Raw genomic sequence first — 13,855 nt, 5'->3', positions numbered from 1 at the left:
TGCATAAGACGCCTTGGGGCAAGCGCTTCGGTCAGCGCCTGCGTGACGCCGGCAAAGCGCCCAAGCTGATCATCGGCGCCATGATGCGTAAGCTGGTGCACGTGGCATTCGGCGTGCTCAGGTCGGGAAAAATATTTGATCCGGCCTTGCACGCCGCTTGACGGGGGATAACAGTATCTACGCCGGCTTGTGGCGGCCATGGCAGGTCGGGTTAGCGCGAAGCGTGTAACCCGACACCACCAGCACCATCAGTTCTGTGCGTGCGACTGGCGCCATTTATCGAGAATCACGGCCAGCACGATCACGACACCCTTGGCCACATACTGCCAGAACGACGACAGCCCCAGGATCGTCAAGCCGTTGTTCATCACGCCGATGATCAGGGCGCCGATCACGGTGCCCCAGACGGAACCGACGCCGCCCATCAGGCTCGTGCCGCCGAGCACGACGGCCGCGATGGCGTCCAGCTCATAGCCCGTGCCCCAGTTACCGTTGGCCGCATACAGACGGCTGGCCGACATGGCGCCGCCCAGGCCCGCGAACAGGCCGCTGATCGTGTAGACAAACATCAGCACGAGACCGACCTTGATGCCCGTCAAGCGTGCGGCCTGGATATTGCCGCCGACGGCGTAGATATGCAGGCCCAGGGTGGTCTTGCGCAGGATGAACCACGTCAGCACGACGACGGCCGCGGCCAGCCAGATCAGCCAGGGCACGGCCAGGAAGCTGCCGTTGCCCATCCATTCGAAGCTGGGGATTTCCGTGTTCAGCACGCTGGTGCCGTCGGCCAGCAAATAGGCTGCGCCGCGCAGGGCCGTCATGGTACCCAGGGTCACGACAAACGGGTTCAGGCCGACGAGGGCGACCAGCACGCCGTTCAGCGCGCCCAGCAGCAAGCCGACGATCAGAAACGCGGGAATCGAAAAGCCGGCGAACTGGGCAGACAAGGACATCAGCATGCCTGCCACGGCCGAGACGGCCAGCACGGAGCCGACCGATAAATCGATGCCGCTGGTCAGGATGACGAAAGTCATGCCCGAGGCCAGCACGATGTTGATCGATACCTGGCGGAAGATGTTCATGGTGTTGTTGCTGGTCATGAACGTGGACGTGCCGTCGGCCGAGAAATACACGGTCAGGCCATACATGGCCAGGTACAGCACGACCAGCACGGGCAGCATGCCCAGGCGGCGCATCAGGTTCGAGGCATTGAAGGGTTCGCCGGCGCGTGCCGCGCCGCGGGTGGTACTCGTTGTCATGGTCTATCTCCTGAATGATTATTCTTATGCCGCTTCCAGCTGGGTAGCGTAGGCAAGGATGTTTTCCTGCGTGATATCGTCGCCCGTCACTTCTCCCGTCAGGCGTCCTTCGCACATCACCATCACGCGGTCGCAGATGCCGACCAGCTCGGCCAGTTCGCTGGAAATGCACAGCACGGCCGTGCCCGCGTCCGCCAGCTGGTGGATGATCTTGTAGATTTCGCTCTTCGCGCCCACGTCCACGCCCCGCGTCGGTTCGTCGAGGATCAGCACCTTGGGCGCGATGGCCAGCCAGCGCGCCAGCAAGACTTTTTGCTGGTTGCCGCCAGACAAGCCTCCCACGATGCCATCCGGTCCAGACACTTTCACGTTGAGGTTGGCAATCGCCTCGCGCGTGAGCTGGGTCAGGGCGCCACGGTTGACCACGCCCGCCGTGGAATGCCTGGACAGGATATTCATCGACATGTTTTCCATGGCCGACAATTGCATGAACAGGCCCAGGCTCTTGCGGTCTTCCGGCAGGTAGCCGATGCCGTGGCGAATCGCCGCCAGCGGCCGGTGGATGTGCACTTCCTTGCCGTCGAGCCACACTTGCCCCGATTGTTTCTTGTCCGCGCCAAAGATCAGGCGCGCCAGTTCCGTGCGGCCCGCGCCGACGAGGCCGGCCAGACCCGTCACTTCGCCCGCATGCAGGGCGAACGAGGCGGGCTTGACCTTGCCGCCGCCTACCTTGTCCACGCGCAAGCGCTCGGCGCCGCGCGTGGTGCGGCGCTGGTGCGCATAAAAGTCGTCGGCGGGGCGGCCCACCATCATTTGCACGACTTTCTTTTGATCCAGCTCATCCTTGCCCAGCTCGCCCACATAGGCGCCGTCGCGCAGCACCGTGATGCGGCGCGCCAGGCGTTCCACCTCGGCCATGCGGTGGCTGATGTAGAGCACGGCGAGACCCTTGTCGCGCTGCTCTTCGATGATGCGGAATAATTGTTCTGTTTCCCGGTCGGACAGGGCGGCAGTGGGCTCGTCCATGATCAGGATGCGGCTTTCGTGCACGAGGGCGCGGGCGATTTCCACCTGCTGCTGCTCGGCGATCGACAGGGTAGCGACCATGGTATCGGCGTCGAAGCGGGAACCGAGGTCGGCCAGGATGGCGTTCGTGCGCGCGCGCATTTCGCCGCCCTTGACGGTCCAGAACGGGCCTTGCGGTTCGCTGCCCATGAAGACGTTCTGCGCCACCGTCATGTTCTTGGCCACGCTCAGTTCCTGGTAAATCAGGTTGATGCCGAGCGCGCGGGCCTCGCCTGGGTTGCGGATCCTGATCGGTTTGCCGTCGAGAAGGATTTCACCCGCATCGGGGGTGTACACGCCCGATAAAATCTTCATCAGGGTGCTCTTGCCGGCGCCATTCTCTCCCATCACGGCATGGATTTCGCCGCTGCGCACCGTCAGGTGCACGCCGCGCAGCGCGCGCGTGGCGCCGAAGCGCTTCTCGATGCCGCGCATTTCAAAAATAATATTGTCGCTCATGACTGTCCTTCCTTGCTGGTGAAACTGGCGCCGCCCGCGAACTGGCCGGCGGCGCCACGTGGTTCAGGTCAGGCAGATCAGTTCTTTACCCAGCCCGTGTAGGTGGCGACGTTTTCCTTGGTGATGGCCGGGGTCGGCAACAGCACCATGGTCTGCTTCGGCGTACGGCCGTTCATGATGTCGTAGCCCATCTGCACGGCATCGGTCGCCATGCGGTACGGATTTTGCGCCGAGGTGGCGGCAAACAGGCCGGTCTTGTTTTTCAGGGCGTTCTGGCCATCGGGCGCGCCATCGACTGCCGTGATCAGTTTCACGTCCGTGCGCTTCGATTGCTTGATCGCCAGTTCGGCGCCGATGCCGGTCGGGTCGTTGATGGCGAACACGCCGTCGATCTTCGGATGGGCCGTCAGCAGGTTCGACATCACGGTCATGCCGCCGTCGCGGCTGCCGCCGGCGTTCTGGTTGTCGGACAGGATCTTGATATCCTTGAACGCGGCCAGGGTTTTCTTGCAGCCATTGACGCGGTCGATCACGGAGGTGACGGGCGGGCCGTTCAGGATCACCACATTGCCCTTGCCGCCGATCTGCTTGGCCAGGTAGGCGCACGACACGTCGCCGGCCATGGTGTTGTCGGACATCACGGTGGCCGAGGCGCCCACGGCGCCCACGTCGACGGCGATCACGACCACGCCCGCATTGCGCGCTTTCTTGATGGCCGGCGCGATGCCCTTGGAATCGACGGCGTTCAGGATGATGATGTCGGTCTTGTTTGCGATAAAGTTTTCGATCTGGTCCACCTGGGTGTTCAGGTCATACTTGCTGGACACCGTGGTGACTTTCACGCCGGGGCCGCCCAGCTTTTTCGCGCTTTCTTCCGCGCCGCGGCCAATCGCCACGAAAAACGGGTTGGCCAGGTCGCCCACGCTCACGCCGATCGATTTCAGCGGTTTGTCGGCGGCGAAGGCGCCGCAGGCGGCGGACAGCAGCAGGGTGGCGGTAATGACTTTTTTCATGAGGATCTCCAAGGGTTTTTATTGTAAAAACAAACGGTGCTACGGGTGAAAAACCGGGTGCAAACTTATTGGCTGCGTAATTTCTCGATCATGGCATCGAGCTTGCCCGCATCGACGGCAAAGCCGCGGATGCCTTCGGCCAGCTTTTCGGTCGCCATCGCATCGTCGTTCAAGGCGTAGCGGAAAGCGGCCTCGTCGTAGGTGACGGCCGGCTGCGCCGCGCCCAGGTCGGCGCCCAGCGCGCGCTCGAACGGGGCGTCAAGCGCTTCGAGCTTGGCCAGCAAGTCCGGGCTGATGGTCAGCAAGTCGCAGCCGGACAAGGCCGTGATCTGCCCCACGTTGCGGAAGCTGGCGCCCATCACTTGCGTGGCGATGCCATGTTGCTTGTAGTAATTAAAGATGCGCGTGACCGACTGCACGCCCGGATCGTTGGACAGGCTGCGCGCCGCTTCGTCCCATGCCGCGCCCAAGGATTTCTTGTGCCAGTCGTAGATGCGGCCCACGAATGGCGAAATCAGGCGCACTTTCGCGTCGGCGCAGGCGACGGCCTGGCAGAACGCGAACAGCAGGGTCAGGTTGCAAAAGATGCCATCTTTTTCCAGCTCGCGCGCTGCCTGGATGCCCTCCCAGGTGGCGGCAACCTTGATCAGCACGCGCTCGCGGCCAATGCCGGCTTGCTCGTACAGGGCGATCAGGCGGCGCCCGCGGGCGATGGTGGCGTCGCGGTCAAAGCTCAGGCGGGCATCGACTTCCGTCGACACGCGGCCCGGCACGACCTTTAAAATTTCCAGGCCGAAGCGCACCAGCACCTGGTCGACGATATCGTCCAGCGCAGCGTTCTTGTGCGCGGCGACCGTGCTTTCCAGCAAGGGCGCGTAATCGGGCTGCAGCACGGCCTTTAAAATCAGCGACGGATTGGTGGTGGCGTCCTGCGGCGCGAAGCGCGCCAGTTGCAAAAAGTCGCCCGTGTCGGCGACGACGGTGCTGGTCTGTTTCAATTGTTGCAGCTGATTCATTACTATTCCTTATCACTGAGTTGGTGCAAGGCTTGCACGGCGGGAAACAGGCTACGGTAGCGGCCGTAGCGGATGCTCAAGGCTGCGCTGTGCGCGGCATCGGGCAGGAAAGTGTTTTTGATGGGCAATCCCTGCGTCAGCAGGCTGGCGTCGCCGATGGCCGCAAAGCCCAGCTTGGCCGCGCCGAGGCTGGCCGACAGCTCGCTGTTGTGCAGGGTGCGCATTTCGCGTCCCAGCACATTGGCCAGCAGCTGCGCCCAGTACTGGCTGCGCGCGCCGCCGCCCACGAGCATGCAATGGGGCACCACGGCACCGGTCGAGGTGACGGCCGCCATGGCGTCGCGCAAGGCGAACGCCACGCCTTCGAGCACGGCGTAGCCGAGCTGCGCCGGCGTGCTGTCGTGGCCCAGTTGCAAAAAGGCGCCGCGCACTTGCGGGTCGTTGTGCGGCGTGCGCTCGCCCGACAGATAGGGCAGGAACAGGGGGGCGGATGGCGCGATGGGCGCGTCGAGCGGCACGGCGCTTTCCACCAGCGCCAGCAGGGCTGCCTCGTCGGGCTGGCCCAGCACGCCAGTGGCCCAGCGCAAACAGCTGGCGCCGGACAGGATCGCGCCCATCGCATACCAGCGGCCGGGCAGGGCGTGGCAAAAGCTGTGCACGCCGCCGGCCGGGTTGCCCAAAGGCGCTTCGGTGACGGAGACGATGGCGGCGCTGGTACCGAGCGAAATGAAACTGTCGCCGCCGTTGACGGCGCCGATGCCCACGGCCGAGACGGGATTGTCGCCGCCGCCACCGGCCACCACCACATCCGCTGGCAAGCCCAGCTGGTCCGCGATGGCCGCCAGCACGCTGCCCGTGGCGGCGTCGCCTTCGGCCAGCGCCGGCATCTGTTCGGGCACCAGGCCGCAAGCGGCCAGCATGGGGGCGTACCAGGCACGCTTGGCCTCGTCCAGCCACAGGGTGCCGGCCGCGTCGGACATGTCCGTCAGTTTGATCCCCGTCAAGCGCAGGCGCAGATAGTCTTTCGGCGACAGCAGGCAGGCGACGGCGGCAAACGCGGCCGGCTCATGCTTTTGCAGCCACAGCAGTTTCGGCGCCGTCAGGCCCGCCATCGGCAGGCTGCCCGTCACGTCCGCGTAGGCGGGATAGTCGCGCGCCAGGCTCGCCGCTTCGGCTTCGGCGCGCGCATCGTTCCACAGGATGGCAGGGCGGATCACGTTGTCGTGACTGTCGAGCAGCACGGCGCCATGCATCTGGCCCGACAGGCCGATGCAGGCGATGCAGGCATATTCCTGCGGCCAGGCGGCGCGCAGCTGGCCCAGCGCGTTGACGCAGGCGGCCCACCAGTCCTGCGGCGACTGTTCGGACCAGCCCGGCTGCGGGCGGCTGGTATCGATGCGCACGGAGGCCTGGCCGCGCAAGGCGCCCGTGCCGTCCATCAGCACGGTTTTCAGTTCGGAGGTACCGAGATCGATACCGAGGGAAATCGCTGGATGCATGTTGATTTACAGTGAAAGGTCAGGGGCAGCCGCAGGAGTTGCGTACGCGCAAGGTCGGCGACAAACGCTGCACATGCTGGGCGCGGCCCGGGTTGGCGATACGGTCGATCAACAGGTCGACGGCCATGGCGCCCAGCTCTTCGAGCGGCTGCGCCATCACGGTCAGGCGGGGGCTGAAGTAATCGGCCCAGTCGAAATCATCGAAGCCGGCCAGCGCCACGTCTTGCGGTACGGCAATGTGAGCATCGCGCAAGGCGTGCATGGTGCCGATGGTCATCAGGTTATTGCCGGCAACGATGGCCGTGGGACGCCGTCCGGCTGGCAGGGCCAGCAACTCGCGCGTGGCCGCGCCGCTGCGCTCCAGGTTGGAGTCGCCCGAACGCAGCAGTGCGGGGTCAAAAACGATATCGGCGCGCCGCAAGGCCAGGCGGTAGCCTTCGATACGCTCGTGCGTCGTGGACAGGCCGGGCGCGCCCGCGATGAAGCCGATGCGGCGGTGGCCGTGGGCCGCGATCAGATGGCTGACCAGTTCGGCCGTCGCTTCGATGTTTTCCACGCCCACCTGGTCGAAGGGCTGCGGCGACATACGGTCGACCAGCACGGAAGCGATCTTGTTGCTGGTCAAATAGTCGAGGGCGCGGTTGTGCGGATCGCCGGACGGCGCCAGCACGATGCCGTCGACCCGGCGCTGGTGCAAGTTCTGCACCACCTTGAGTTCCTGCTCGGGATCGTCGTGCGTATCGGAAAACAGCATCATCAAGCCGTGGCGCGTGCAAGCCGCCTCGATGGCGCGCACGGTTTCGCTGAAGTAATGATTGGTGAAGGCGGAAATAGCCACGCCGATGGTGCCCGACGAGGAGCCGGCCAGGGCGCGCGCCAGCATGTTCGGCACATAGCCGATCTGCTGCATGGCCGCATTGACGGCGGCGACGGTTTTCGGGCTGACCTTGCGGGTGCCGTTGAGTACGTGCGAAACGGTCGACAACGATACGTCCGCCGCCCGCGCTACATCTTCCATGGTGGCCATGGTGTCTCCTGATGGTTTTATTCTTATTGTGTGCTGCAATAGTGTGCGGCTGTGTCGCCGCGTTGGAATCTATCGTAAACAAAAGAAAGCGCTTGCGCAAGCGCTTTCTTTTTTGTGCGGATGGGTGGATGGTGGGTTTTCGATGCGGATAGGGAAAGCTTGCGTAGGTCGGATTAGCGCGCCGGAGGCGCGCGCAATCCGACATCGGGGACGGTGGTGATGCCGGTTGAGGGCGCTGGTGTTGTCGGGTTACGCGCTTGCGCGCTAACCCGACCTACTGGATCACCAGCTCATGCAATTCGCCGGGCGAGTCCGGGAACAGTTTGACGACGGTGGATGTGCGCGTGCCGTAACCCGGTGTTTCGATGCAGACGGCGGACAGCACGCGCTCGAGGTCGAGCGGCACGCCCGTGTCGGGCAAGCGGAAGTCCGGCGCGCGCGTGGTGTCGGCCAGCATGTCGAAGTAGGCCTCGTCGGGCGCGCCCTGGCACAGCAGGCTGGCGAACTGGGCCTTGGTCTTCAGGACCTTCGGCCACGGCGCGTCGAGCAGGGCGTTCGACAGGCCGTAGATGCCCGGTTCCAATGGCTGGCCATTGCGCGCATCGCCATCGCCGCGGTTGGAAAACCAGATCAGCGTATCCGCATCGCCCAGCACCAGGTTAAAACCGTTGTAGGCTTTGCAGCCGGTGCGGATCTGCGCGATGTAATCCTGTGGCGACATGTTGCCGGCCAAATAGTCCGCGACCAGGGCGCCGCGCGAGGGGGCGTCCGGATTGCGGTCTTGCGGGCTGCGGATGTTCGTGATGGCGGCAAAGCGCGAGCTGCCGCTGCCGGCCTGCGTGATGCCCATCCAGCTGCCTCCCGCCTGCAGGTCGCGGCCCGCATACACTTGCGGGTGCTCGGGCCAGGCCCCGGCGGGGGCGCTGGCGCGTTCATAGAATTCGTCGCGGTTGGCGGCGGCAATCAGCGGAATGTGCGGATTGACTTTCCAGGCAAAAACGATCAGGCACATGGGGGCAAATCCATGAACACTTCCGTATGGCGCGCGCCTGCCGTCAGGGCCAGCAAGCCCGCCTCCTCGGCGGCAGCGGCCAGCAAGTCCGTAAAGCCTTCGCCGACGACGGGATAGATTTCCATCCACGTCTGCAAGCCATCCTTGGCTTCGGGGCGGCGCTTCAGTTGCGGCGCCACGCCGGACGCGGCCGCCAGCTTGGCCTGCAAGGCGCGGACCCTGGCTTCCAGCGCCTGGGCGTGCTCTTCCTTGACCTGATAATAAATGTACAAATCTTTCATGGCATTCTCACAAGTCGAGTGCGTCTAGCATGTAAGGCATGGGCAGGAAATGCACGGCCGCACCCTGGGCCGAGCCGTAGCGCACGGCGCCTGCGGCGCTTGAACCTTCTTCGATCGCCCCCAGCTTCATTTCGACGAGGGCGTCAAAGCCGCCCACGCCGTTCGGCGCGGCGTTGACGACCATGCCGCAAGGCTGTTCGGGGTCGCTGACGGCAAACAGTTCGCCACCGGCCACGACGCTTGCGTCAGCGATGCTGACGAGGGTGGTGCGGCGCTTGAGCTTGCCCAGGTACTGGCTGCGCGCGACGATTTCCTGGCCCGGGTAGCAGCCTTTCTTGAAATTGACGCCGCCCAGCAGCTCGAAATTGACCATCTGCGGCACGAATTGCTCTTGCGTGGCGGCCGTGATCTGCGGGATGCCCGCATGGATGTCCGACAATTGCCAGGCGTCATTGCCGCCCTTGGCTAGTTTTTCAGCCAGCTGCGGCCACACGTCGCGTGCCGTGGCGGCCGACGTCAGCCATTCATAGCGGGGGCTGCCAAAGGCATCGGCCACGCGCAGCAGGGGGCCCAGCGCGTGCTCGACCTTGCTGAACGGCGTGGCGGGCAGGGCGGGGAACCAGGCCGACAGGGCCGCGCCAGCTTGCTTGCCGCCCAAGCCCAGGACGACCTGGTTCGCTTCATCAACGGATGCATCGTGCAGCTTGGCCTTGGCGCGCAGCACGAACATCTGCAGGCGCTTCTGGATGGCGGGCTGTATGGCGCGCGGCAATTGCAGATAAATGGTGGTGGCGTTGCGCCACATCAGGAAACTGGCCAGCAGCCGGCCTTTCGGCGTGCAGTAGCCGGCCAGGCGCACTTGCTCCTGGTTCAGGTGCTCCACGTCATTGGTCAGCTGGCCGTGCAGGAAACTGGCTGCCTCGTCGCCGTTCAAGCCGATCAAGCCCTGGTCCGTGATGGCCACGACAAAACCTTCTTGCAGCTGGGACACTGTCAGGGACTGGCCAAAATCGGCGATAGGGGCGGCGGCGATGGGGACGGTGCCGTCAGGCGCGCCATCGATGGCAGCGGGGCGGGCGCCTTGGGCGGTTAAAAATTGATTCCAGTTATTCATAATTTCCATTAGATCAGCGATTAAGCATTATCATTACGGGTTCATTATAGTGATGTCGCGCAGATTGCGTCGGCAGCGGCAAGATTGCCAGTGTTGGCGCCGCTTTGCGCGTACTTGCTTCACAAATGAACGATCATAACAAGCGCGCGCTGCCCGCCAGCGAGTGCATCACAAGAATCGGAACAATGGCTTTCTTTAAAAAACTTGTAGTCAGTTCAGTCATCGCCGCCATCGGCGTGGGCGGTACTTTTGTGTACTGGGCGCAGCAGCCCATCACCACGGACGGCGAAGCGATCCCGTTTACGATTGCGCCCGGCAGCGGCGCGCATGCGGCCGGCCAGCAGATCGCGGACGCGGGCGTGCCCATCGTGCCCATCCTGTTCAACATGCTGGCGCGCATCGAAGGCAAGACCTCGAAGATCAAGGCCGGTTCCTACGAGCTGAAGCCGGGCACGACGCCGCAGCGTCTGATCACGCAACTGGCGCGCGGCGAGTTCGCGCAGGAATCCTTGACCATCATCGAAGGCTGGACCTTCAGGCAGATGCGCATGGCCATGGCCAGCCATCCTGGTCTCAAGCACGATACCGTGGGTCTGTCCGACAAGGAACTGATGGCGAAGATCAGCCCCGAATATGTGCTGCCGGAAGGCTTGTTCTTCCCGGACACGTATCTGTTCGCCAAGGGCGCCAGCGAAATGCAGATTTTCAAGCAGGCGCACGCGGCCATGATAGGCCGCCTGTCCGAAGCGTGGTTCAAGCGCGATCCGGCCTTGCCATATAAAAACCCGTACGAGGCGCTGATCATGGCGTCCATCGTGGAAAAGGAAACGGGACAAAAGTCCGAGCGGGCCATGATCGCCGGCGTGTTCGTCAACCGACTGAAGACGGGCATGCTGCTGCAGACGGACCCGACCGTAATCTATGGCATGGGCGACAACTACCAGGGCAAGATCCGCAAACGCGACCTGGAAGCGGACACCCCTTACAATACCTACACGCGCGGCGGCTTGCCGCCCACGCCGATCGCCCTGGCTGGCGCGCAATCGCTGACGGCGGCGCTGGCGCCGGCCCGCACGCAGGCGCTGTACTTCGTCGCGCGCGGCGACGGCACCAGCCAGTTCTCGGCCAACTTGCCCGACCATAACCGCGCCGTGAACCAGTACCAGCGCTAATATCCTTATCAGATCAAGAGCTTCATGACACAACACTATCAACCGCGCTTCATCACCTTCGAAGGCATCGACGGCGCGGGCAAGTCGACGCATATCGGCTTTGTTACCGATTACCTGCGGCAGCGGGGCGTGAGCCTCGTCTCGTCGCGCGAACCGGGCGGCACCAGCCTGGGCGAAAAGCTGCGCGAACTGCTGCTGCATGAAAAGATGCATCTGGAAACGGAAGCCTTGCTGATGTTCGCCAGCCGCCGCGAACACATCGCGCAAGTCATCGCGCCCGCCCTGGAGCGGGGCGAGTGGGTCATTTCCGACCGCTTCAGCGACGCCAGCTTCGCCTACCAGGGCGGCGGCCGGGGCATGGACCTGGGCAAGATGGAAGCGCTGGAAGCATGGGTGCATCCGCACCTGCAGCCGGACCTGACGTTCCTGTTCGACGTGCCGCTGGCCGTGGCTAGAGCCCGCCTGGATGCGACGCGCGCACTGGATAAATTCGAGCAGGAGCAGGCTGTTTTCTTTGCCGCCACGCGCAACGAGTACCTGCGCCGCGCGGCCCAGTTCCCGCAGCGCTTCCGCATCATCGATTCCACGCAAAGCATTGCCGATATCCAGGTACAGCTGGCAAAAATGCTTGATGTTCTGCTTGAACAAAGCGTTGCAACACGCTGATTTAAAAGAAGAAGATATGACAAGTTCTCTGTATCCGTGGCAACAGGACGCGTGGCAGCAATTGCAAGCCTTGCGCCCGCGTATGCCGCACGCCATTTTGTTCCATGGCGCGCAAGGCATCGGCAAGGCCGACTTCATCGAGCATTTTGCGCAAGCGCTGCTGTGCGAAGACGTGCGCGCCGACGGCCATGCCTGCGGCGCCTGCGCCTCGTGCGGCTGGTTTAGCCAGGGCAACCATCCCGATTACCGCCGCGTGCGTCCGGAAGCGCTGGAAGACGAAGTGGCCGACGACGGCGAAGAGGGCGAGGGCGCGAAGAAAAGCGCCAAGACCAAGACGCCGTCGAAAGACATCAAGATCGAACAGATCCGCAACCTGGCCGACTTCATGAACATTTCCACGCACCGCCAGGGCTTGCGCGTGGTGGTGCTGTACCCGGCCGAGGCGCTCAACACGCCCGCCTCGAACGCCTTGCTGAAGACCCTGGAAGAGCCGCCGCCAGGCACCTTGTTCCTGCTGGCCTCGAACAGCCTGGACCGCCTGTTGCCGACGATCTTGTCGCGCTGCAGGAAATTTGCCTTGCCCATGCCCAGCCACGAGCAGGCGTTGACGTGGCTCAAGGCTCAAGGCTTGAACGATGCGGACAGCTGGCTGCGCGAGCAGGGCGGCGCGCCGCTGGCGGCGCTGGCCCAGTCCGAATCGGGCGGTCGCGAGGAAACGGAACAGTTGCTGCAGGTGCTGGCCAATCCCGGCGTGGAAGCGGCCCTGAAGGCGGCGGACAAACTGCAGAAGGCGCCGCTGGCGCCGCTCGTGGCATCGCTCCAGCGCTGGCTGTACGACGTGTTTTCCGTTAAATTGTCCGGCACCATCCGCTACTACCCGCGCCACCGGCGCGAACTGGAAGCGCTGGCCGGGCGCATCAACGTCAGCCGCCTGATGGCCGCCATCAAGGCGGCGAATGAGCGCCGCGCGATTGCCGAACACCCTTTGTCGCCCAAGCTGTTCCTCGAAGACATGCTGCTAGACTACGCTTCAAGCTGCCAATGAAATCAAGGGCTTGCGTTACTGAGTTAATGTAAATTATCTCTGCGCCGTTTGCCACGCTTGCCCCCCCGGTGTTACAGTCAGGCACTGGACAGCAACGGAGGCGTGCATGCAACGAGTCACTGGCATTGGCGGTATCTTTTTCCAGGCGCAAGACCCGGCCGCGCTGCGCGCCTGGTACCAGCGCCACCTGGGCCTGGACGTGCAGCCCTGGGGGGGGGGGGCGCCGCCTTCACCTGGACGGATGCCGCTGGCCAGCCCACGGCCGGTACCACCATCTGGTCCGTGGCAGCGCGGGACAGCGAGCAGTTCGCGCCCGGCAAGGCTTCCTTCATGGTCAATTACCGGGTCGACGACCTCGATGCGCTGCTGCAAGCGCTGCGCGACGAGGGCTGCACGGTGCTGGACAAGGCGCCCGACTCGGAATACGGCCAGTTCGGCTGGGTCATCGATCCCGAGGGTAACAAGGTAGAGCTGTGGCAGCCGCCAGAAGGGCAGTAGGCGGGGCAATAGGCGAAACCTGCGCCATTCAGCGATAATACCGGCTCAGATAACGATCCCTATTGATTATGCGCGACATTATTGCTGGATTCTTACGTTTCCAAAAAGAGGTTTTTCCTGAGCGCCGCGAGTTGTTCAAGACCCTGGCCACGGGACAAACCCCGAAGGCCCTGTTCATTTCCTGCTCGGACAGCCGCATGGTGCCGGAACTGGTGACGCAGCGCGAGCCGGGCGAACTCTTCGTGATCCGCAACGCGGGCAACATCGTGCCTTCGTACGGCCCGGAGCCGGGCGGCGTCAGCGCCACGGTGGAGTTTGCCGTGTCCGCCCTGAACGTGACCGACATCGTCATTTGCGGCCATTCCGATTGCGGCGCGATGAAGGCGATCGCCACCTGCGCCTGCCTCGATCACATGCCGGCCGTGCGCAGCTGGCTGCACCATGCGGATGCTGCGCGCATGATCAACGAGTCGGTCGACCATCCAACGGAACAGTCGCGCATCGACGGCATGGTACGCGCCAACGTGGTGGCGCAACTGAATAACCTGCGCACGCATCCCTCGGTGGCGCTGGCCATGGCGCAGCATCGCCTGACCCTGCATGGCTGGGTGTACGACATCGAGAACGGCTCGCTCGACGCGCTCGACGAATCGACCGGCAACTTCGTTCCACTGGCCGAACATCCGGCCTCGCAGATGTAATCGGCTGCCAGCATCCGAACCGCCCCGG

Annotated in this window: 14 protein-coding genes; 5 read left to right on the top strand and 9 right to left on the bottom strand. The window is 63.8% G+C overall.

The features are described 5' to 3' along the window. Nucleotides 1–248: 248 nt before the first annotated feature. The 9 genes from CSQ95_RS03985 to CSQ95_RS03945 form a co-directional block, all read right to left on the bottom strand. Nucleotides 249–1,259: a ribose ABC transporter permease gene (locus CSQ95_RS03985; RefSeq protein WP_099408562.1), complete on the bottom strand. Its 1,011-nt coding sequence runs from the start codon at nucleotides 1,257–1,259 to the stop codon at nucleotides 249–251. 24 nt (nucleotides 1,260–1,283) lie between these two features. After that, nucleotides 1,284–2,783, bottom strand: a complete 1,500-nt coding sequence (locus CSQ95_RS03980) for a sugar ABC transporter ATP-binding protein (protein ID WP_099408561.1) — start codon at nucleotides 2,781–2,783, stop codon at nucleotides 1,284–1,286. A gap of 77 nt (nucleotides 2,784–2,860) precedes the next feature. After that, nucleotides 2,861–3,796, bottom strand: coding sequence for an ABC transporter substrate-binding protein (locus CSQ95_RS03975; RefSeq protein WP_099408560.1), 936 nt, complete (start codon nucleotides 3,794–3,796; stop codon nucleotides 2,861–2,863). 65 nt (nucleotides 3,797–3,861) lie between these two features. Continuing rightward, on the bottom strand, nucleotides 3,862–4,812 hold the full coding sequence (gene tal / locus CSQ95_RS03970; RefSeq protein WP_099408559.1) for a transaldolase: 951 nt from the start codon (nucleotides 4,810–4,812) through the stop codon (nucleotides 3,862–3,864). Between the two features lie 2 nt (nucleotides 4,813–4,814). Next, on the bottom strand, nucleotides 4,815–6,299 hold the full coding sequence (xylB, locus tag CSQ95_RS03965) for a xylulokinase (RefSeq protein WP_218963574.1): 1,485 nt from the start codon (nucleotides 6,297–6,299) through the stop codon (nucleotides 4,815–4,817). Between the two features lie 31 nt (nucleotides 6,300–6,330). Further along, a complete protein-coding gene (locus CSQ95_RS03960) occupies nucleotides 6,331–7,338 on the bottom strand; it encodes a LacI family DNA-binding transcriptional regulator (protein ID WP_099408557.1) in 1,008 nt (335 codons plus the stop codon). A gap of 274 nt (nucleotides 7,339–7,612) precedes the next feature. After that, nucleotides 7,613–8,350: an NRDE family protein gene (locus tag CSQ95_RS03955; RefSeq protein ID WP_099408556.1), complete on the bottom strand. Its 738-nt coding sequence runs from the start codon at nucleotides 8,348–8,350 to the stop codon at nucleotides 7,613–7,615. Beyond that, nucleotides 8,341–8,631, bottom strand: coding sequence for a DUF4936 family protein (locus tag CSQ95_RS03950; RefSeq protein WP_099408555.1), 291 nt, complete (start codon nucleotides 8,629–8,631; stop codon nucleotides 8,341–8,343). The genes CSQ95_RS03955 and CSQ95_RS03950 overlap by 10 nt, the downstream gene beginning before the upstream one ends. Nucleotides 8,632–8,638: 7 nt before the next feature. Further along, complete coding sequence (locus CSQ95_RS03945; protein WP_099408554.1) at nucleotides 8,639–9,754, bottom strand: folate-binding protein YgfZ; 1,116 nt, start codon at nucleotides 9,752–9,754, stop codon at nucleotides 8,639–8,641. Nucleotides 9,755–9,930: 176 nt separating this feature from the next. Here CSQ95_RS03945 and mltG point away from each other — a divergent pair, with 176 nt between their 5' ends. From mltG to CSQ95_RS03920, 5 genes are all read left to right on the top strand, one after another. Then, nucleotides 9,931–10,917: an endolytic transglycosylase MltG gene (gene mltG / locus CSQ95_RS03940; RefSeq protein WP_099408553.1), complete on the top strand. Its 987-nt coding sequence runs from the start codon at nucleotides 9,931–9,933 to the stop codon at nucleotides 10,915–10,917. A gap of 24 nt (nucleotides 10,918–10,941) precedes the next feature. Beyond that, complete coding sequence (gene tmk / locus CSQ95_RS03935; RefSeq protein ID WP_099408552.1) at nucleotides 10,942–11,583, top strand: dTMP kinase; 642 nt, start codon at nucleotides 10,942–10,944, stop codon at nucleotides 11,581–11,583. A 16-nt stretch (nucleotides 11,584–11,599) separates the two neighbouring features. Further along, nucleotides 11,600–12,628 carry a DNA polymerase III subunit delta' gene (locus CSQ95_RS03930; protein ID WP_070218347.1) on the top strand — a complete coding sequence of 343 codons (1,029 nt, stop codon included), beginning with the start codon at nucleotides 11,600–11,602 and terminating at the stop codon, nucleotides 12,626–12,628. A 102-nt stretch (nucleotides 12,629–12,730) separates the two neighbouring features. After that, a complete protein-coding gene (locus tag CSQ95_RS30340; protein WP_373631262.1) occupies nucleotides 12,731–13,126 on the top strand; it encodes a VOC family protein in 396 nt (131 codons plus the stop codon). A 68-nt stretch (nucleotides 13,127–13,194) separates the two neighbouring features. Further along, a complete protein-coding gene (locus CSQ95_RS03920) occupies nucleotides 13,195–13,827 on the top strand; it encodes a carbonic anhydrase (protein ID WP_099408551.1) in 633 nt (210 codons plus the stop codon). The last annotated feature ends 28 nt before the right edge of the window (nucleotides 13,828–13,855 follow it).

Source organism: Janthinobacterium sp. BJB304, assembly GCF_002735765.1.
In the GTDB taxonomy this organism is placed as follows: Bacteria; Pseudomonadota; Gammaproteobacteria; order Burkholderiales; family Burkholderiaceae_D; genus Janthinobacterium.
Note: the sequence above shows the minus strand (reverse complement) of the source record. Positions and strands in the feature narration are given on the sequence as shown.